20 protein-coding genes and 1 tRNA gene are annotated in these 18,308 nt (G+C 60.4%); 18 read left to right on the top strand and 3 right to left on the bottom strand.

Annotation, left to right across the window (positions count from 1 at the left end; all coding sequences use genetic code 11):
- Positions 1–10 precede the first annotated feature (10 nt).
- The 9 genes from GT019_RS10570 to GT019_RS10530 all read left to right on the top strand — a co-directional run bounded on the left by GT019_RS10570 (position 11) and on the right by GT019_RS10530 (position 5,662).
- The gene (locus GT019_RS10570) at positions 11–2,062 is read left to right on the top strand and encodes a hypothetical protein (protein WP_161743108.1); all 2,052 of its coding nucleotides are present in this window, start codon (positions 11–13) and stop codon (positions 2,060–2,062) included.
- Positions 2,062–2,391 (top strand): hypothetical protein, encoded by a 330-nt coding sequence (locus GT019_RS10565; RefSeq protein ID WP_161743107.1) that lies wholly within the window; start codon positions 2,062–2,064, stop codon positions 2,389–2,391. The genes GT019_RS10570 and GT019_RS10565 overlap by 1 nt, the downstream gene beginning before the upstream one ends.
- 2 nt (positions 2,392–2,393) lie before the next feature.
- Positions 2,394–2,582: a hypothetical protein gene (locus tag GT019_RS10560; protein ID WP_161743106.1), complete on the top strand. Its 189-nt coding sequence runs from the start codon at positions 2,394–2,396 to the stop codon at positions 2,580–2,582.
- A gap of 82 nt (positions 2,583–2,664) precedes the next feature.
- Positions 2,665–3,156 (top strand): phage holin family protein, encoded by a 492-nt coding sequence (locus tag GT019_RS10555; RefSeq protein ID WP_161743105.1) that lies wholly within the window; start codon positions 2,665–2,667, stop codon positions 3,154–3,156.
- On the top strand, positions 3,119–4,063 hold the full coding sequence (locus tag GT019_RS10550) for a GH25 family lysozyme (protein WP_161743104.1): 945 nt from the start codon (positions 3,119–3,121) through the stop codon (positions 4,061–4,063). Before GT019_RS10555 ends, GT019_RS10550 begins: the two co-directional genes overlap by 38 nt.
- Positions 4,064–4,144: 81 nt before the next feature.
- Positions 4,145–4,540 carry a hypothetical protein gene (locus GT019_RS10545; protein WP_161743103.1) on the top strand — a complete coding sequence of 132 codons (396 nt, stop codon included), beginning with the start codon at positions 4,145–4,147 and terminating at the stop codon, positions 4,538–4,540.
- Positions 4,541–4,646: 106 nt separating this feature from the next.
- Complete coding sequence (locus GT019_RS10540; RefSeq protein WP_161743102.1) at positions 4,647–4,874, top strand: MerR family transcriptional regulator; 228 nt, start codon at positions 4,647–4,649, stop codon at positions 4,872–4,874.
- 177 nt (positions 4,875–5,051) lie between these two features.
- A complete protein-coding gene (locus tag GT019_RS10535; RefSeq protein WP_161743101.1) occupies positions 5,052–5,288 on the top strand; it encodes a cold-shock protein in 237 nt (78 codons plus the stop codon).
- A gap of 302 nt (positions 5,289–5,590) precedes the next feature.
- Positions 5,591–5,662 (top strand) — tRNA-Lys (locus GT019_RS10530).
- A 212-nt stretch (positions 5,663–5,874) separates the two neighbouring features.
- Here GT019_RS10530 and GT019_RS10525 read toward each other — a convergent pair.
- From GT019_RS10525 to GT019_RS10515, 3 genes are all read right to left on the bottom strand, one after another.
- Positions 5,875–6,930, bottom strand: a complete 1,056-nt coding sequence (locus tag GT019_RS10525; RefSeq protein ID WP_161743100.1) for a hypothetical protein — start codon at positions 6,928–6,930, stop codon at positions 5,875–5,877.
- A 97-nt stretch (positions 6,931–7,027) separates the two neighbouring features.
- Positions 7,028–8,506: a sensor histidine kinase gene (locus GT019_RS10520; RefSeq protein WP_161743099.1), complete on the bottom strand. Its 1,479-nt coding sequence runs from the start codon at positions 8,504–8,506 to the stop codon at positions 7,028–7,030.
- Positions 8,503–9,204 (bottom strand): response regulator transcription factor, encoded by a 702-nt coding sequence (locus tag GT019_RS10515; protein WP_161743098.1) that lies wholly within the window; start codon positions 9,202–9,204, stop codon positions 8,503–8,505. The genes GT019_RS10520 and GT019_RS10515 overlap by 4 nt, the downstream gene beginning before the upstream one ends.
- A 218-nt stretch (positions 9,205–9,422) precedes the next feature.
- Here GT019_RS10515 and GT019_RS10510 point away from each other — a divergent pair, with 218 nt between their 5' ends.
- From GT019_RS10510 to GT019_RS10470, 9 genes are all read left to right on the top strand, one after another.
- Positions 9,423–10,346, top strand: a complete 924-nt coding sequence (locus tag GT019_RS10510; RefSeq protein ID WP_328803941.1) for a M15 family metallopeptidase — start codon at positions 9,423–9,425, stop codon at positions 10,344–10,346.
- A 26-nt stretch (positions 10,347–10,372) separates the two neighbouring features.
- Positions 10,373–10,900 carry an RNA polymerase sigma factor gene (locus tag GT019_RS10505; RefSeq protein WP_161743096.1) on the top strand — a complete coding sequence of 176 codons (528 nt, stop codon included), beginning with the start codon at positions 10,373–10,375 and terminating at the stop codon, positions 10,898–10,900.
- 234 nt (positions 10,901–11,134) lie between these two features.
- Positions 11,135–11,974, top strand: coding sequence for an FAD binding domain-containing protein (locus tag GT019_RS10500; RefSeq protein ID WP_161743095.1), 840 nt, complete (start codon positions 11,135–11,137; stop codon positions 11,972–11,974).
- Positions 11,971–12,447, top strand: coding sequence for a (2Fe-2S)-binding protein (locus GT019_RS10495; protein WP_161743094.1), 477 nt, complete (start codon positions 11,971–11,973; stop codon positions 12,445–12,447). The genes GT019_RS10500 and GT019_RS10495 overlap by 4 nt, the downstream gene beginning before the upstream one ends.
- Positions 12,440–13,735, top strand: a complete 1,296-nt coding sequence (locus tag GT019_RS10490; RefSeq protein WP_161743093.1) for an XdhC family protein — start codon at positions 12,440–12,442, stop codon at positions 13,733–13,735. The genes GT019_RS10495 and GT019_RS10490 overlap by 8 nt, the downstream gene beginning before the upstream one ends.
- Positions 13,732–14,358: a nucleotidyltransferase family protein gene (locus GT019_RS10485; RefSeq protein WP_161743092.1), complete on the top strand. Its 627-nt coding sequence runs from the start codon at positions 13,732–13,734 to the stop codon at positions 14,356–14,358. The genes GT019_RS10490 and GT019_RS10485 overlap by 4 nt, the downstream gene beginning before the upstream one ends.
- A gap of 381 nt (positions 14,359–14,739) precedes the next feature.
- The gene (locus GT019_RS10480; protein WP_161743091.1) at positions 14,740–16,296 is read left to right on the top strand and encodes a GH39 family glycosyl hydrolase; all 1,557 of its coding nucleotides are present in this window, start codon (positions 14,740–14,742) and stop codon (positions 16,294–16,296) included.
- Positions 16,297–16,516: 220 nt separating this feature from the next.
- Complete coding sequence (locus tag GT019_RS10475; protein WP_161743090.1) at positions 16,517–17,614, top strand: glycosyltransferase; 1,098 nt, start codon at positions 16,517–16,519, stop codon at positions 17,612–17,614.
- Positions 17,611–18,231, top strand: a complete 621-nt coding sequence (locus GT019_RS10470) for a glycerol-3-phosphate acyltransferase (protein WP_201755330.1) — start codon at positions 17,611–17,613, stop codon at positions 18,229–18,231. The genes GT019_RS10475 and GT019_RS10470 overlap by 4 nt, the downstream gene beginning before the upstream one ends.
- The last annotated feature ends 77 nt before the right edge of the window (positions 18,232–18,308 follow it).

Below are 18,308 nucleotides of genomic sequence, written 5' to 3'. Positions count from 1 at the left end.
GGAGGCTGTTATGTCGATATTTACGACGTTTTTGAATTTATTGAAAAAAGACCCGGCGACGGACGGCGAGGAAATGTTCAATATCCAGACCATGCTGAACGAGAATTGGGATAAGATCGACGCTGCGATCGGCTTGAAGGCGGGGAACGCGGACGTGCGGGTGGCGTCGACGTCGAATATTGTGCTGTCCGGCTTGCAGTCGGTGGATGGGGTCGTGCTGCAGGCTGGGGATCGGGTGCTGGTTGCTGGGCAAACGGCGGGGGAGCAGAATGGTATTTATGTGGCGGCTTCCGGGGCATGGGCGAGGGCGGCGGATGCCGATACGTCGGCCAAACTCGCGAGCGGCCTATCGGTCTACGTCCGAGAAGGTACCGTAAACGCGAAGACGGAATGGCGGCTGTCGAGCACGGGCGTCGCGATCGTCGGCACGACGCCCTTGGGATTTACGCTGATGAGCGGGGCGGGCTCGGTCGGTTCCGCGCAAATTGCCGCCAAGGCGATTACGCAGGCGAAGATTGCGGATAAAGCCGTCGGAAGCGGCCAAATAGCGGACGGAGCGGTCGGCGCGACCCAGATAACGCCTGGGGCCGTAACCGATACTGTTATCGGCAATCGCATCGTCGATGACACGATTGCGGCTGCGTCCGGTTCGGATACGCCGACGAGGTTGTTGGGCAAGCTGGCCAACATGATGAAGGGGATTACCGGGAAGTCCAACTGGTACACGGCGCCCAGGACGACGTTGGAAAACGCCGTGAGGCTGAACGGCGATACGATGACCGGTCCGTTGAAAGTCTCAACGACCGCAAGAGAGCTGATCGTCGGCACGTGGGGGGATGTTTCGACCAACTCGACCGGCTATACGCTCTTTGCCAACAATGCCTATGCCGGAGACCCGGATAATTATTATTTTTCCAACGATCACGCCACGATGGGCGCGCGCGGGATCCGATTGCGCGCGGGTTCTAACGGGATTGAATATTTCGATACAGGCAGCATGGAGACAACCGCGGGGACGGAGTTCACGCCTGTGTGGACAAGCCTTACGCCTTCTGCAGAGGCTGCTGCAAATCGGCTTATTTTGCGCGACGCCTCCGGCCGGGGAAAAGTGGCTGCGCCGGCTGCCTCGGATGATATCGCGCGCAAGGATACGGTCGACGCCGTTCAGTCTAACTTGGCAACGCATATCGGAACCGGCGGAGCAGCGCACGCGGTCGCGACGCAGACTGCGGCAGGCTTTGCATCCGCGTCGGACAAGACGAAGCTCGACGGGATAGCGGCGGGGGCTAATAACTATGTGCATCCATCGGGCGACGGGAATCTTCACGTTCCCGCAACGAGTACGTCAAGTAACGGTAAGGTACTCAAGGCAGGGTCAACGGCGGGAAGTGCGGCATGGGGAAGCGTGGCGTTTTCGGAGATCGCGAGCAAGCCGACGACTTTGGCGGGGTACGGTATTACGGATGTTATTAGCACAAGGTTAAATAACGGAATGCTCGAAGTATATGACGGAATGGGGTGGATACCAGTGAACGGAAATTTCACTTATGCACAATCCAATAATATTCAATATATTGACACTGTACAGAGAAGTTTTACACCAGTACAGGCTGGGACTGGGAGCAACTATCTTGTATATACCTGGACTCCCTCATATGACGGGTTTATAAACGTACAAGCTGATCTTACTATTACAAACGGTCAGGTCGCAAGCCTAGTCGCGGGGTCTATGATTTGGGGCAGACAAACCTTTGGAAATCTAGCGGGAATGCCCTTAATGTCTACTTACAGTGAAGACTCGCAACAGCCTCAAGTCAACCTTTTTTCTCCGGTAGGCACATTAATTAGTTCCTTCAATGGATCAATTTATACTTACACGGTTCCAGGCAGCGCAGGTTCTGTAGTGAGCGGTACAGCCTCCGCCACAGCAGTCGGAATGCTGGCGGTATTCGCTGGTGTAACTATTTACTTCTTTCTTCACGGCGTAGCTAACTCAGGCCAGAATGGCCCCGCTACTATAAAGAATTTCCAGATCAAATACACGAAGGTGGCGAGTGGCTAATGATAGTATTTTTATCGTGCGGGGTTGTAACAGGATTTCATGAAACTTTAACGCCCGAAGATGAAGCAATCGTAAATTATCCTGATGAATGGGTATGGCTTAAGGAGGTACCAGACGATTTCAGATCATATCCAGCTGATAAGATTCTCATGTTCAACTCCAGGCAGGGTTTGTACCTTGTTAATAGACCTTTGGAGCCAACATCGCCTAGGTCATCACCGGAGCAAGAGTTGGTCGAACAATTAAAGCTGGATAATGTTAATTTGAATTCTCGGTTATCGGACATCGAACTTGTGCTTGCCGACATCCTTGTATTAGGAGGTGAATAATCGTGGCAAAGTCAATGCAACTAATCCGAATCGTAGCCAATGCATGCATTACCTGTGTTACAGCAAATGAAGGCGATATTGATTTAATCGTCGACAGCTATAATTTGACCGAAGTCAATCGTGAACTGGTTCGTAATGAAATCTACGTCAAACGGCCCGATTTCGCTCCACCTACCGAACTTTCGGTTTAACGCAAAACTCAAGTCAATTGCAAGTCAACTAAAGCCTCGCGCACAGCGAGGCTTTTTCACTATCCAAAAGGAGGAAAAATCCATGAATCAATTCAAAGAATTCATGCTGATCGTCACCTCGACGGCCGTGGGCGGAGGCAAGGGAACCATCTGGGGCTCGGCCGCCGCTTCCGTCGGCGTATGCATCACCAGCTGGCTCGGCGGTTGGGACAAGGCGCTTCAGGTGCTGCTCGTCCTCATGCTTGCCGATTACGTGACCGGGGTGCTGGGCGCGATTCGGCTGAAGAAGCTGAATAGCGAAGTGATGTACTGGGGCGGCATTCGCAAAATGGTATGCCTCTTCGTCATCGGTCTCGCTTCGCTGCTGGACGATTGGCTCCAACCGGGAGTGCCGATTTTTCGTACGACGGCGATTTATTTCTACGGCGGACGCGAAGGGCTCTCGATCATTGAGAACCTGGGCGTGATCGGCGTGCCGCTGCCGCAAGCGATCCGCGATCTGCTGGAGCAGTTGGGAGAGAAAGGGGAGGGTACCGATGCAGGCCAAACGACCGGGCAACCGAAAAATCATTGACGTCTCGCACCACCAGGGCGAGATCGACTGGGCAGCCGTGCAGGCCGATGGGGTGCACGGGGCGTTTATCAAAGTCTCCGAAGGCATCGGGGTCACGGACGCAAAGTTTGCGGCCAATGCGGCTGGAGCCAAGAAAGCGGGATTGACAGTCGGGTTCTACCACTATGCGCATCCGGAGCGCAGCGAAGCTGTTGCCGAAGCAACTTTTTTCGCAAGCGTCGTGCGGGCGGGCCAAGCACCCGACTTCCCCCATGTACTGGACGTCGAAGGCGCGGCCGGCGTCATCGGCGCGGACAAGCTGACCGCATGGTGCATCGCCTGGCTGGAGGAGGTCGAGCGATTGACGGGACATCCGACGATGATTTACACCGGAGCCAGCTTCGCCAAAACCTATCTTGGCAAGCCGCTCGCAGCCTGGCCGCTCTGGGTGGCGCATTATGGCGTCGAACAGCCCATGGCGAACGCCACGTGGAGTGCATGGAGCGTGTTCCAATTCACCTCGAACGGTCATATAAAGGGCATCTCCGGGGATGTAGACATCAACGCAATGGAGCAGGCGTTCTTCGATGCCTATGCAGCTAGAACCGCGCCGCATCCGGCGAACCAGGCGAACAACGTCAAAATCATCGTCAACGGCAAGCTGGCAGCATACGGTCGACTCATCGAAGGCCGCGTCTATCTGCCCCTTCGCCAACTGGGCGACGCGCTCGGCGTGCCGGTCGAGTGGAAAGCGGCGGAAGCGACTCCCTATGTGGCAGGCAGGATCGTAACCAACTTCAAGCTAATTGACGGCGTAACCTACCTCGGCGTTCGCTCCGCCGCGGAGCTGCTGGACGGAAAGGCGACATGGGACAATGAAACGAAGAAGGTTTATTTCTCTCTCGCCCCCTTCGCGACCAACGCCTGATTTGGAAGAATTTGAAGTGAATATTTATCCGCCCCATGCTATGATTAGTCCATTAGAACGATGATTAGCGAGGTAAAATAGATGTCCAAAGAACTCCCGGTGGCCCATTGTCCCGGTTGCGGCAAAGTGTTTCAGAAAAATCTGCGCAATATGTGCATGCAGTGCTCGGCCGAAGAAGACGGACAGATCATCGCGATCGAACGCGCGTTGAAGAACGACCGCCAGCTAAGCAACGCGGAAACGGCCGAGTTGACGGCGATTCCGGAAGCCAGAATACGGGCGCTAATCCGCCGGGGCAGACTCAGGCTGTACGATTATCCGAATTTGGCCGATGCGTGCGACCTGTGCGCGGCGCCGATCCGTCAGGGCAAGCTGTGTTTAACGTGCTTAATGAGGCTGAAGGACGACATCGAGCAGGACCGGGAGAAGGCGAGGCTCAAGAAAGAGCATGTCTTTTTGACGAAGCAGAGGCGTTGAAGCGCTGCCCAGGAATGATTCCCGCCACGGTTTGTTTTCTGTATCCGGCAAGTTCATGGTATAATGGGCGGATAGGAGCAAATCGAAACGGAAGAGGTTACCGTCTATGCAGCGCTTTAACGATTGGAATCTAAAGGCCAAGGAAACGTTCAACGCCACTAGCAACGAGGTCGTATTAACCGTGACGGAAGCGGGATTAATGCTGGGCCTCTCGAAGGATAACATGAAGGTTTACGTGGAGAAAAACAAGCTCACCAAGGTGTCGATCATGCGAAACGTCCATCGGTACCTGCTGTTGAAAAGCGAGATCGACGAAATTCTCGCCCGGGAATAGCGGGAAATGGCTGTCCATGCAGGTCTTCCAAAATATGGGTTCGCTAATTGCGGAAAACTGTGGTATAATGAAGACCTCGTATAGGAGACGTAATGTCACATACTGAAGGGTTGCGATGCTACCTTTTTGCGATGTGGCTTTTTTTATGAGGTTCACACAAGGGAGGACGACTTGCCTATGTATTTTTCTCGAAAGCGGCCCGCAGAGGATTATCCGAACGAAATGACCGCCATCTGGTCGTGCACGAAGGAAGGCTGCAACGGTTGGATGAGGAAGAATTATTCATTTGAAGACGTTCCAACTTGCACGCAATGCAAATCTCCGATGGTCCATAGCATGAAGGAGCTCCCGATCTTGCTGGATTCCAAGCACGACCTGAAAGCCGCCCTGAAGAACATGAAGACGGACACCTAGATCCGTGCGGGGCATGGCCCGGTTGGATGGCCGCGAATGCCAGGTCGCAGCCGGCTGCAGGTAAAGCTCGCCCGAGCGCTATTTTCGGACAGGGCGTGCTTGCCCGTTCATACGCCCAACTCACATCCACAGCCGCGTACGGTTGTGGATTTTTGCTGTTCCGGCGCTATCGTGCTGCGTCTTGATGCGGGCACTATCCATGCCATAACGCGCGCCGGGTGACGCACGCAAGGCGAATTGCTCCGGCGTACAACTTACGGGTTGAAATTCGTCCAAGCATGTTGTATAATCTAATTTATTGCAGGTCCGTAGCTCAATGGCAGAGCAACCGGCTCTTAACCGGTAGGTTGTGGGTTCGACCCCCACCGGGCCTATAGGAAGTTTTACAAACCCCCGTCAGCTTCGCTGGCGGGGGTTTTTTGTTGCGGATACGATTGGTTATCGCGGCGCGCTTCAGCTTGCCGACGGGCGGCGAACGCCCCGCAGCCGCGGTTCGCTTCGATTGCAGCATCTTCTTCCGTACCGCGTGCGTCACTTATCGTACGGGGCGGAGCGATTCGCGTTGGCAGTCAATCGCAGCCATGGCTCAATGCAGCTCGAAGCGGTACACCTCGCTCCCGCCGACGCCCTCGGTAACGCCGAACAGCATCTCTCCCTCCGGGCTCCAATCGAGGCTGCGGACAAAGTTCGGCACGTAATAGACGTTGAATTCGTCCGTCAATTCATTGCCGCTTAGCCGGCCGACCATGACATTCTGATGGCCGTCGCTGTCCGTTTTCACGTAGGCGATCACGTCCCGGGCGGGATTGACCGCCAGCTTGGTATACGTCCCCTCGGCCAGCAGTACGGGCTTCCGGCTGCCATCGGCGCCGTACAGCCCCTCAACCCCGTCGATGCTGCCGGCGAGCAGCAGGCCGCCGTTCCGCAGCGGGGCGAAGGCTTGAATTTCTCCCGCGCCTGCCCAAGCGATGTCGCCCGACGTTGCGTCAACGGACAGAAAGACGCTTTGCTTGAGATCGGGGCGGAAGTATTGCATGTAGACGCGCTTGAAATCCGAGGACGGCACCAGCGCGAGCGGCTTTCCCGATAGGTACCCTGCGTTTTTCTTGCCGCCGTTCAGATAAAGATCGAGATCGGACATCGTGACGACGACGCGGTCGGGCTGCCCGCCGCGCAGATCCCGCAGCACGACTTTCTGGCCGTCGACTTCGAGCGCGCGATCGTCGTCGACCATGTACCGCCACGCTTCCCAGCTCTCATCATAGTTCAATCGGCTATCCTTCTCCCGCATGTTCTTCAAATCGTACCATACCGTTTTGTTATCCGCTTCGAAGCCCGTATGGTAGACCAGCGTCGATTTATCCGGCGAGAGGGCGTAGCTGCGCAGACTGGTATCGGTCAGGATCGTCTCGGAGCGGCCGGCGGTCACGTCGAACACCGCCAGGCTGCTCGTCAGCACGTCGTCCTTCCGGAGATCCTCGGTAACCGCGAGCAGACGGTCGTTGCCGAGCGGCAGCACGCTCGTCGCGCCGTCGGAGAGCGCTCGCTTCAGGACGCCGTCGATGCGAAAGCCGGTATCCGGCGCCGCCGGAAACAACGACGGATCCAGCACGATCGTTTTGTTCTCGCCCAAGGAGCGCATGTACCAATCGCCGATGCCCAGAAAAGACACGGCGATCAGGGCGGCGATCCCGGCCAGCCCCAGCGTGCGGAAGACGGCTTGGCGCCAATGGTTTCGGTTAAGCAGGCGGATCGCCTCCCAATTCGATGGTCAGCGTCGTGCCGGCGTCGGGCGCGCTGCGAATCCGCACCCGGCCGCCGTGCCGCTCGGCGATCGTGCGCACGATGGCGAGTCCGAGTCCGGCGCTGCCGCGTTCTTCTTCCTGTTTGTCGCCGGCCACGCGGTAGAACGGCTCGAACAGATGAGCGATGTGCTCGGGCGGAATGCCGGGGCCATGATCGATGACGCGAACGCGGATCGCGCCCGTCTCGGCGCGATCGGCCCGAACCTCGACCTCCGTATCCACGCCGCCGTACTTGATCGCGTTATCGATGACGTTCAGGAGCATCTCCCGCAGCTTCTCCAGGTCCCCGCGCAGCAGCAAGCCTTCCTCGGCTTCGCAGCGAATGGCAATGCCGTATTTGCCGGCCTTGACCCGCATATCCTCGCAGATGCTCCGAATCAGCGAGGTCAGATCGACGGGTTCGGACCGGTAGGCGATCCGTTCCGTGCCGGAGGTCGAGAACGCGAGGATCTGCACGACCTTGTCGTTCAGCCGTTTGCTCTCCTCGATGATGTACCGGATGCCTTTATCGAAGAAAAGCTTATCCGCGAAGCCGTTCTCCTCCATGATCTGCGCATAGCCTCGGATCGTCGTGAGCGGCGTTTTGAGTTCGTGGGTGACATTGTCGAAAAAGGTTTTGCTCATGGCCTGCGTGATTCGGAGCGCGTCCCGTTCCCGTTCGATCGTGGCGATCTGCTCGCGAATCTTCTCCACCATGCCGTTGAACACGCGGGTGAGCCGGTGGATCTCGTCGTGGCCTCCGCGGAGCGGGACGGGCTCGTAGACCCCTTGCGCTACCTGGCCGAGGCTGCGGGAGAGCGTCTCGATCGGCCGCGTGATCCGGTTGGCCAGCCAAGCGGCGGTCAGGAAGACGAGCACGAAGATGGCTACCGCGAACCAGCGCAGCGCGGCCAGAAACCGGCCGGTGAACTCATGGAGGTCGGAGTAGCCCTTGACCATGTTGACCACGCCGAGCTGCGCGCTGCCGGATTTGACCGGAACCGATAAGCTGATCGACGCGGCCGAGCCGGCACCGGCCACCGAGTAGGCGACGCTGCCGCGCAAGGCTTCGCCGAAATCGCCGGAGGCCGGCGGAAGGCTCTTGTTAAGCGCGGACAGGCTGCCGCCCTTCGCGTCGAAGACGGATACCGGTTCGCCGACGGCGGCGCTCAGCTCTTTCACTAATCCGTCGGCTTCGCTCCGGAATGCGGCCGCGTCCATCGCCATGTTTTTGGTCATGAAATATTGCTTGATGTATAAGTTCATCGTCTTGGTGACCTGCACGCTGTCCTGGCTGATGATCCGCGAAACGTTCTGTTCCGTGATCCGGATCGAGACGAGAAGGAGCGACAGCAGGCCGGCCACGATGACGATCGTGAACGAGACCAGCATTTTGTCGCGGATCGACAGGCGGATGCCCCGCGGGCGCTTCATGGCATGCGATAGCCGACGGCGAAGACGGTCTCGATGATGGAGACCTCGTCGGCATGGTCCAGCTTCTTGCGCAGCCGTTGCACGTGGATGTCCACGGTTCGCGTATCGCCGGCAAAGTCGTAGCCCCAGACGCGGTTCAGCAGCTGGGGGCGCGTGAAGACGATGCCTTTGTTCTCGGCGAAGAACAGCAGCAGCTCGAACTCCTTGTTCTTCAGCTCGACCTTCTCGCCGTGCCGGCGAACGAGGCGCTGCTGCTTGAGGATCTTGATCGTATTCCGGACGACGACCGTCTCCGCATGCGCTTGGTCCTCCGTCCGGCCCATGACCTGCTCGATGCGGCGAAACACCGCTTTGATCCGGACGATCACTTCGCGCACGTCGAACGGCTTCGTGATGTAATCGTCGGCTCCCAGCTCCATGCCCAGCAGCTTATCCACCATCTCGGACTTGGCCGTGAGCATGATGATCGGGATGTTCCAGGCTTCCCGGGACGCGATGCGGCATAGATCGAAGCCGCTCATATCGGGCAGCATCAGATCGAGCAGGATCAGATCCGGACGGTTCGCGCGGACAAGCTCGGCCGCTTGCTGTCCGGCGCTTGCGCCGATCGTGCGGAAGCCTTCCCGCCCGAGCGCGTACGCGAGCAGCTCCGCCAACGCCTTTTCGTCCTCGACGATCAAGATTGTGTGGGTTCTCATCGTTGCCTCCATCATGCACGTGATAGCGTCGCACATTCATCTTAGCAGGAGTTGCTGCCGTTATTATGTACAGGAGCATGTTTTTACAATCTGTATACAAGTTAGCCGCAGATTGGATACATTTCTGCATCGGTTGGCAATAGGGAGCCGTTACACTGAAGGTAACCCACAACGAAAGAGCGGCTTATTCCGCTTCTGCAACAAAGGAGAACGATATGGTGAAAAAATGGCTTGCACCCTTGCTGCTTGCAGGGGCCATCCTGACGTTAACGGCCTGCGACGGCTGGCCGCTTCGTTCGACCGCCGCCGGAACCGCCGGCAGCGTCGCGTCCGGCTCCGGGCATGACGCCGCGGCCTCCGAAGGGGCGGACAACGGACAAGCTCCCGGCAAGAACGCGGGTTCGGGCGCCGGACAGCATGCCGGCCAAGACGCGGCTGCCGGGAATCCGGGCACCGGCCCCGGCAAGAACGCGAACGGCGGCGCGGGAGTCGCTCCCGGCAAGGCTGACGCGGCAGGCGGCGCGAACGCAAGGGAAACCGTAGCCGAGCCGGATTCCGTGACGGCGCTCGTCAATAAGCGGCATATGCTGCCGGACGACTACGTGCCGGACGATCTCGTCTATCCGGACGTCAAATTCACGTTCAGCGAGAAAATCGAGAAACGCATGATGCGCAAAGAGGCGGCCGAAGCGCTGGAACGGCTGTTCGCGGCGGCCAAGAAGGACGGCAAGCCCCTTGCCGGGGTATCGGCCTATCGTTCGCATAAGCGGCAGAAAGAGCTGTTCGACTCGTACGTTCGCGAAGACGGACGCGAGAAAGCGGAGACGTACAGCGCGTTTCCGGGAACGAGCGAGCACGAGACGGGACTGGCGATCGACGTGTCGGGCGCGGACGGCGCTTGCCAGGCGACGGCGTGCTTCGCGGATAAGCCGGAGGCCGCATGGCTGGCCGAGCATGCGTACGAGTACGGGTTCATCGTTCGCTACCCGAAGGACAAAGAGGGCATCACGGGCTATATTTACGAGCCGTGGCATCTCCGGTACGTAGGGGACGATACGGCGAAGGCGATTCATGATCAGGGAATTACGCTCGAAGAATACGAGAACGCGATCGAAGCGTCGACGACGGGCGCAGGTTCGTAAGGCATGGCGGAGGAGGGCGGATGAACATGCTGGTGAAGGAAAGATGCGCGACCGACGAAGCGTTCGACGCGCTCTATGAGCAATACCACGGCCTCGTCTATCGCATCGCGTACGCCTTCGTGAAGGACGATTTCCTGGCGCAGGATATCGTGCAGGAGGTCTTCATCAAGATATTCGCCCACCTCGCCTCGGTGGACGGCGTGAACAATAAGCGGGCTTGGGTCAAAGCCATCGCGCGCAACAAAGCGATCGATTACTGCCGCAAACAATCGCGGCGCCTGGTGTTGTTGACGGGACAGATCGAGCGTTTGGCGGGACCCGCCGAGGCCGCCGCCGAAAGGGAAGGGCATCCCGGCGCCGACGATGCCTTTGCCATGCTGGATAAACTGGAGCCGAAGTTTCGGCAGCCGCTGCTGCTGCTGTACGTGCACGGCATGTCCTACAACCAGATCGCCGATGCCCAGAACACGACCCTCGGCGCGGTCAAAACCCGGATTCACCGGGCGAAGAAGAAGCTGCGCGCCATGCATCCCCTGGATTCGGATCGGGCATAAGACCGCGAGAAATTCATCTGCTCAAGTCACGGGTGCAGCAGATATGCGGTCTCTTCTGCGTCGCCCGGCCGAGCACCGCAGCTCCTTCGCATGCATGACCCGGCCGTTACAGGCCGGGTTTTTTGCGATGTCGTGCGAAGAGGGGAATTTGCTTCGCATAGGACAAAGCCGCTCCGCGATATGATTTATCATGACGTACGACTCCGGCGCGGCGCGAGGAGGCTTTGGACATCCATGATCTCGTTCGATTTCGAATATTTCAAGCCGGCGACCGTCGAAGAGGCGGTGCGCGCGTTTTGGCAGGCAGAGGCAAGGGGCAAGGCGCCGATCTATTACGGCGGGGGGACGGAGATCATCACGATGGCGCGCCTGGATCAATTGCGTCCGGGGGCGGTCATCGACATCAAGGGCTTGCCCGAGTGCAACGACATGCGATTTCGCGGCGAGCAGTTGGCGATCGGCGCGGCGCGCACGCTCACGGACGTGGAGGAAACGCCGCTGTTTCCGCTGCTCGCCGATACGGTGAGGGACGTGGCCGACCATACGAACCGCAACAAAATTACCGTCGGCGGCAATCTGTGCGGCCGATTCTTCTACCGCGAGGTGCTGCTGCCGTTCCTGCTGGTCGACAGCCTGGTCGTGCTCGCGGGGCCGAAAGGGATGCGGACCGTTCCGGTCCATCAGGTGTTGAACGGCGCGCCGAGCTTGGCGCGCGGGGAGCTGCTCGTTCAGGTCCTGAGCGATCGAAGGTACTTCGGGCTGCCCTACGTCACGGTCAAGAAAACGAAGATGGAGCGCATCGATTATCCGCTCGTTCGGATCGCCGCCCTGCGGACGGAGCAGGGGATTCGCATGGCATTCAGCGGCGTAAGCGACATTCCTTTCCGCTCGCTGCGGATCGAGGCGATCTTGAACGATGCGACGCTCTCTTTGGCGGAACGGATCGACCGCGTGATCGCGACATGGCCCGTTCCGATCCTGAACGACATCATCGGCTCGGCGGCCTATCGCGCGTTCGTGCTGCGGAACACGCTGCGGGATACGATGACGGCGTTGGAACGGAGGAGCTTATGAACAATACCGATCGCGGCATCGTCAAATGCGAACTCGAGCTGCTGGTCAACGGGAAGCGGCAGCCCGTCGTCATCCGCTCGGCGGATACGCTGCTCCGCGTGCTGCGCGAGCAGCTGGGGCTTACGGGAGCGAAGGCCGGCTGCGAGAACGGGGACTGCGGCGCATGCACGGTCATCGTCAGCGGGACGGCGGTCAAGTCCTGCCTGATGCTGGCCATCGAGGCGCGCGGCAGCCGAATCACGACCATCGAGGGCTTGGAGGATGCGCCGATCCAACAGGCGTTCATCGATCATTTCGCGTTTCAGTGCGGCTTCTGCACGTCGGGCTTTATCATGAACTGCCAGGCGCTGATCGATCGGCACCCCGATGCGAACGAGGCCGTGATTACGGAGTGGCTGCGCTCCAATATATGCCGCTGCACGAGCTACGAGGAGATCCGGAAGGCCATTCACGCGGTGATCGACCGTGAATGACCGCTGGCGCATGCTGCAGCACATGAAGCGGCATGAACGGGTGCCTTTCGCGATGGCGACGATCATCGCCGTGGACGGCTCCGCCTATCGCCGCGCGGGAGCGAAAATGTTGATCGGAGCGGACGGGAGTCATTATGGGACCGTTAGCGCGGGATGCCTGGAGGAGGATCTGCGGCATCTTGCCGAGGATGTCATTCGCTCACGCCGGCCGCTGATAGAGGTGTACGACCTCAGGTCGGAGGATGACCTGTCCTGGGGGCGCGGAGCGGGATGCAACGGGCGGGTCACCGTGTACGTCGAGCCATGCGGGTGGGGGGAACGGGCAGGGGCCGACGGATCGCCCGTCTGGTCGCGCGTCGAGACGCATCTGGAGCAGGGGCATCGCGTCGTATGCGCGCGGCGGCTGCTTCGCGAAGGCGACGAGCATGTTGGCGGTCATGGCGCGGGTGACGCCGGCCGCGGATTCGGCGATGTCGAGGGTATTGATGAGGGCGAGCGGAGCCGCGCCAGCCAGGGAAGCAGCGGATTCGGTCACAGCGCTAAGGGCAACGACAGCGTTGACGGAGAATTTGCCGAGGGCGACGGCGGCAACGATGCCGGCCGCCGATTCGGCAGCAGCAAGAGCCGCGGCGGCCGTGCTCCATCCGGCACGATGCCTTTGTTTTATGCCGAGAACGGCGAAGTTTTCGGCAACCTCGGCGATCCGGAACTGCCCGTGGAGCGGCTCGTTCCGACGTTCTTGAAGCTGCTGGCGGACGGCGCGGGAATCGCGGTCGTTCCGCGGCCGGAGGCGGACGGCGAGCTGCTGCTCGAAGTGTACGCGCCGAGGGAACGGCTGTATGTTTTCGGAGCGGGTCCCGACGTCGAGCTGCTGGCGCGGCTGGCCGCGGAGCTGGATTTCGGCGTCGTCGTCATCGATCCCAGGAGCGGCAGGAACAATGAGACGCATTTCCCGACGGTGGAGCGGCGAATCGTCGAACACCCGGAAAATTTTTTGCGCGAGCACCCGATCCCGCCGGACAGCTTCGTGCTGATCATGACGCACAGCTTCCGGCAGGACCGCTGCGTTTTGCGCGAGCTGCGGCATGCTCCGCTTCGTTACCTGGGCATCCTGGGGTCGAGGTCGCGGACGGAACGCTTGTCGTCCCCCGAACCGCTGCCGGACGGGCTTCATGCTCCCGTGGGGCTGGACATCGGCGCCGAGGGACCGGAGGAAATCGCCGTCAGCATCATGGCGGAATTAATCAAGCGCCGCAGCGGGCGCCGCGGGGGAAGGGAAACGCGATGAGCACGATAGGGGCCGTCATATTGGCGGCGGGCATGTCGACGCGGATGGGACGGTTCAAGCCGGTCCTCCCGCTGAACGGCCAACCGCTGTTTCGGTACGCCGTCGACGCCGCGATCGCGGCGGAGCTGAGCCCGATCGCGCTCGTCGGAGGCTGCCGCAGCGGGGAATTGACCGCGCTAGCCGCTCCGATCGGAGGGCTGGACATTCTCGAAAACCCGGATTACGCGTCGGGCATGGCCTCCTCGCTCCGGCTCGGCATCCGGGCGTTAACGGGCAGGACGCGCGCCGCCTTCGTATTCCTGGCCGACCAACCGCTCGTATCGCCCCGCGCGATCGCGGCCATGCGGGAACAATACGCGCTGCGGCATAACGAAGGGATCCGAATCGTGCGTCCGGTCTACGGCGGCGCGTCGGGTCATCCGGTCCTGTTCGATGCCGGCATGTACGCGGAGTTCGAAGCCATACGAGGAGACGAGGGCGGGAAGTCCATCCTCGCGAAGCATCGGGAGCGGACGCTGATGCTGCCTTTCCCGAACGCGGAGTGGGGGTATGACGTCGATACGCCGGACGATCTGATGCGGGCGGAACGTTTGTTGGCGCTGCGGTCGGAGGCGGATCGTTAATGGCGTAAACGAACCGAAGCCATCCGATGCTCCGGAGCCGCGCTTGGGGCAAGGACGCCCGCCGGCGACGACGGCGCCGCATGCGATACCCGCCCGAGCAGGCGTCGCAGCGCGCGGCTCCTGACGACGCGGCGGTACGCGCCGGGGCTCGAGCGCGCCGATCGTTCGGCACCTCGGGCGACTCCGCGCGCGAGGCGCGGCGGTGCGCGAGGAGATCTCAAGCTCTTGCCGCAGCGGCAACGCCGAAGTGCAGTATTCTTCTGGAATAATCACGGCGGACGTACTATAATCTAGCTATTAATGTAAGCGCTGCCTTTATCGCCGGGCGCTTGCGAATACGGGCTTCCGGCTATGGCCGCAGCCAAGAAGAGGAGCTCCTCCATGCGAAGGATCGACATCGATCGCTCCCTTGCCCAAGGCAAGCGGGACGCCTTTCCGAACCTGTGCGTCAGCACGGGCCGCGCGTATTTGCTGCTGCGCGCCGACCATCAGAAGCATGTGATCCGCGCCGCGCGCGAATGCGGATTTCGCTATCTCCGGTTTCACGGTTTGCTGGACGACGACATGGGCGTATACCGGGAGGACAAGCACGGCAATCCGATCTTCGGCTGGCAGTACGTCGACGCGGTGTACGACTTCATTCTGGACGCCGGCCTCCGGCCGTTCGTCGAATTCGGTTTCATGCCGGAGGCGCTGGCAAGCGGCGACCGGACCGTCTTCTGGGAGGGAAGCAACGTGACCCCGCCGAACGATTACGGCAAATGGGAGCGCTTGATCCGGGAAGTCGCCCTTCATTTCACCGACAGATACGGCGCGGAGGAAGTCAGGCAATGGTACTTTGAAGTGTGGAACGAGCCGGATCAACGGAACCTGTTTTTTACCGGCGACCGGGACGAGTATTTCAAGCTGTACGAGGCGACGGCGCGCGCCGTGCGAAGCGTCGGCCCGGATTACCGGGTAGGCGGTCCGGCGACCGCGGGCGCGAACGGCTGGCTTGCCGGGCTGATCGGTTATTGCCATGCGCGGGGCGTGCCGCTCGATTTCGTGTCCACGCATGCTTATTCCTGCGCGCCCGGCGAGAGCGACGCTGAGGAACGGCCGCCCTACGCGAATCCGGACGGAGCGGTTCCCACGCCCGTCTGGTCGCCGGGAACCGGCTGGCCGCAAGGCAATATGTACTATAAGCCGGACGGCGTCGCCGGCGAGGCGCTGCGGGCGAAGGCGGAGGTCGAAGAATCTCCCATGCCGGAGCTGCCGCTGTATTTTACCGAATTCGGCCTGACCTACCATTATTGGGATCCGCTCCGCGATTCTTATCACGCGGCTTCTTACCTGCTGTCGCGGTTAAGCAGCGTGCAAGGCCTCGCGAGCGCGATGTCCTATTGCGAGATTTCCGACGTATTCGAGGAGGACGGGCCGCCGACCGGCCATTTTCACGGCGGGTTCGGACTCATGAATCTGCAGGGCATTCGCAAACCGGCGTATTTTGCCTACAAGTACCTTAACCAACTCGGCGATACGGCGCTTGCGTGCGACGACCGGAACGCGTTCGCCTGCCGCGACGGGAACGGGGTTCAGGTGCTGTTCTGGGACTGCGCGGTCCGGCAGGACGCGGAGAACAAGAAATACTACGGCCGCGATCTTCCCGCGCTGCCCGCGGACCCGGTCAAGCTGACGGTCGCCGGCCTTCAGCCGGGAGAGTACGAGCTGTGCGCGTACAGGACGGGTTATCGCCGGAACGACGCTTACACCGATTATTTGGATCTCGCCCCGCGCGGCACGCTAAGCCGGGAACAAATCCGCAGGCTCGACGAGCGAAATGCCGGCTTGCCGGAGCTGACGCGGAAGATCGTTGTCGCCGAGGGGGACGGCGCCTTCGAATGGGAGGTCGGCATGCGGGAGAACGATGTCTGCCTCGTGACGCTGAATCGGATGTAACCGGACGGCGGATGCCGATGAATGCCGCACGGCCCGCACGCCGGCGGCGTCGGAGCCCGATCGCGACGGAGAGTCTCGCTGCGTGCATCCGCAACCGCGCAGGGTTGCGGGTGTTTGGCTTGCGCCAAAGATGCCTTCCCAATCTCTTGCAAAGCATGGAAGTTTCTAGAAATATATTTTATGATAGATTCATATCCTAAACTATTCAGGGGGTGAGGGTATGGGCTTGCTGATTCTAGCGCTGATGGCGGCCGCATGTGCCTCGGGTCATGTCTTGTTCCATCGCAGAACGATTCCCGTCCGCAGCGGCCGGTCCCTTTCTCCGGGCAAGCTGTCCATGATCATCCCGGCAAGAAACGAAGCGCATAACCTGCCTCATCTGCTTGGTTCGCTGCAAGCCCAAACCTTCGCGCCGTTCGAGATCATCGTCGTGGACGACGGCTCGGAAGACCGGACGAGAGCCGTCGCGGAGGGCTTCGGCGTGACCGTCGTGCCCGGCACGCCGCCTCCGCCGGGTTGGACGGGCAAGAACTGGGCCGTCTGGAACGGCTACAAGCGCGCGTCCGGCGATCTGATCGCCTTTCTCGACGCGGACGTCCGGCTCGCTCCCCGCGCGCTGGAATCGCTGCTCGCGGCGAGAGAAGAGGCCGGAGGCGTCGTCTCGGTCGTCCCGTATCACCACACGGAGAAGCTTTACGAAAAGTTGGCGCTGGTTCCGAACATCCTCGGCGTGTTCGCCTTCACGTCGCCGTTCGAGCGAACCAATCCGAAGAAAGGCCTTTACGGGTCCTGCATCCTCGCCGCCCGCGAAGATTACGAGAAGGCGCAAGGGCACGAGGCGATCAAGTCCGAGCTCTTGGACGACCTGAACCTCGGCGCCAAATTCATGGAGGCCGGCATTGCGGTCACCAATTTCATCGGCTGCGGCATGGTTTCCTTCCGCATGTATCCCGGCGGCATACGCGGCGAGATCGAAGGATTCAGCAAAGGGGCGGTGCTCAGCACGAGCAAGCTGAACGGAAGGACGACGCTGTTCGTGGCCATCTGGCTGATCGGCTTGATCGCCGCCGAAGCGGGACCTTTCGTGGTCGGCGTTCCGGGGGCGCTGCCGCTGCTCGCCGGCTATGCGCTGTATACGGCGCAGATCTATTATTTCATCCGTTATACGGGGCGCTTCGGACGATGGCTGCCCGTGCTTCACGTGCTGAGCACCGTCTTTTTCCTCTACGTCATGCTTTACTCGCTCTACCAGGTCGTGTTCTTGGGGCGCGTCGCTTGGAAGGGAAGGCGAATCGAAGTGGGAGGCCGGAAAAATTGATCATCATCCTGTGGGCGGTCCTGTCTTTTCTGTCCGGTTCCCTCATGTTCTCGTATTGGCTCGGCCGGATGGCGAACCACAACCTGAAAGACATCGGCGACGGCAATCCCGGCGCGTTGAACCTGTGGAAGGCGGCGGGCTATTCGTACGGGTTGGCCGGCATCGCGCTCGACTTCCTCAAGGGGTACGTGCCCCTGATCTGGATCGTGAAATTCGGCTCCGCGGCCGGCTTCGGCATCGTGCTGCCGGCTGCCGCGGCGATCTTGGGCCATGCGTTCTCCCCCTTTCTCGGCTGGCGGGGAGGCAAGGCGATCGCGGTGACGTTCGGCGTGTGGAGCGCGCTGACGGGATTCGCCGCCTCGCTCGCGTATGCCGTTATTCTCGCGGTCCTGCTGGCCGGTTCGCGGCTGTTCACGAAGGGAAGGCCGACCTCTTCGGAGGCGGACGGCTTCCAAGTCGTGCTCGGCATGCTGCTGCTCTCGGTCTATCTGTTCGCCAGGGGGTATTCCGGCGCGATTCTGCTGTGCTGGCTGGCCAGCTTCCTGCTGCTCGCGTACACGCACCGGAGGGAATTGCAGCGCTTCTTCGTGCAGTACAGCCACAGTCGGGAACGGTAGCGGCCGGCCGAGTGGCGCATGCCCGGCAGTTCGCAGAGTGCCGCCGCCGCTTACCGGAGGAGCGGGGCCGCGGGAAT

This window comes from Paenibacillus glycinis, from assembly GCF_009909185.1.
GTDB lineage: Bacteria > Bacillota > Bacilli > Paenibacillales > Paenibacillaceae > Paenibacillus_Z > Paenibacillus_Z glycinis.
This window is presented reverse-complemented; position numbering and strand designations above follow the sequence as displayed.

Excerpts from the sequence above, each read along its gene's own strand:
- GT019_RS10500 (WP_161743095.1), top strand. The coding sequence starts at position 11,135 with ATGATCTCGTTCGATTTCGAATATTTCAAGCCGGCGACCGTCGAAGAG.
- GT019_RS10535 (WP_161743101.1), top strand. The coding sequence starts at position 5,052 with ATGTATTTTTCTCGAAAGCGGCCCGCAGAGGATTATCCGAACGAAATG.
- GT019_RS10515 (WP_161743098.1), bottom strand. The coding sequence starts at position 9,204 with ATGAGAACCCACACAATCTTGATCGTCGAGGACGAAAAGGCGTTGGCG.
- GT019_RS10485 (WP_161743092.1), top strand. The coding sequence starts at position 13,732 with ATGAGCACGATAGGGGCCGTCATATTGGCGGCGGGCATGTCGACGCGG.
- GT019_RS10540 (WP_161743102.1), top strand. The coding sequence starts at position 4,647 with ATGCAGCGCTTTAACGATTGGAATCTAAAGGCCAAGGAAACGTTCAAC.
- GT019_RS10475 (WP_161743090.1), top strand. The coding sequence starts at position 16,517 with ATGGGCTTGCTGATTCTAGCGCTGATGGCGGCCGCATGTGCCTCGGGT.
- GT019_RS10505 (WP_161743096.1), top strand. The coding sequence starts at position 10,373 with ATGCTGGTGAAGGAAAGATGCGCGACCGACGAAGCGTTCGACGCGCTC.
- GT019_RS10520 (WP_161743099.1), bottom strand. The coding sequence starts at position 8,506 with ATGAAGCGCCCGCGGGGCATCCGCCTGTCGATCCGCGACAAAATGCTG.
- GT019_RS10570 (WP_161743108.1), top strand. The coding sequence starts at position 11 with ATGTCGATATTTACGACGTTTTTGAATTTATTGAAAAAAGACCCGGCG.
- GT019_RS10565 (WP_161743107.1), top strand. The coding sequence starts at position 2,062 with ATGATAGTATTTTTATCGTGCGGGGTTGTAACAGGATTTCATGAAACT.
- GT019_RS10525 (WP_161743100.1), bottom strand. The coding sequence starts at position 6,930 with ATGCGCTCCTTGGGCGAGAACAAAACGATCGTGCTGGATCCGTCGTTG.
- GT019_RS10495 (WP_161743094.1), top strand. The coding sequence starts at position 11,971 with ATGAACAATACCGATCGCGGCATCGTCAAATGCGAACTCGAGCTGCTG.
- GT019_RS10480 (WP_161743091.1), top strand. The coding sequence starts at position 14,740 with ATGCGAAGGATCGACATCGATCGCTCCCTTGCCCAAGGCAAGCGGGAC.
- GT019_RS10555 (WP_161743105.1), top strand. The coding sequence starts at position 2,665 with ATGAATCAATTCAAAGAATTCATGCTGATCGTCACCTCGACGGCCGTG.
- GT019_RS10550 (WP_161743104.1), top strand. The coding sequence starts at position 3,119 with ATGCAGGCCAAACGACCGGGCAACCGAAAAATCATTGACGTCTCGCAC.
- GT019_RS10545 (WP_161743103.1), top strand. The coding sequence starts at position 4,145 with ATGTCCAAAGAACTCCCGGTGGCCCATTGTCCCGGTTGCGGCAAAGTG.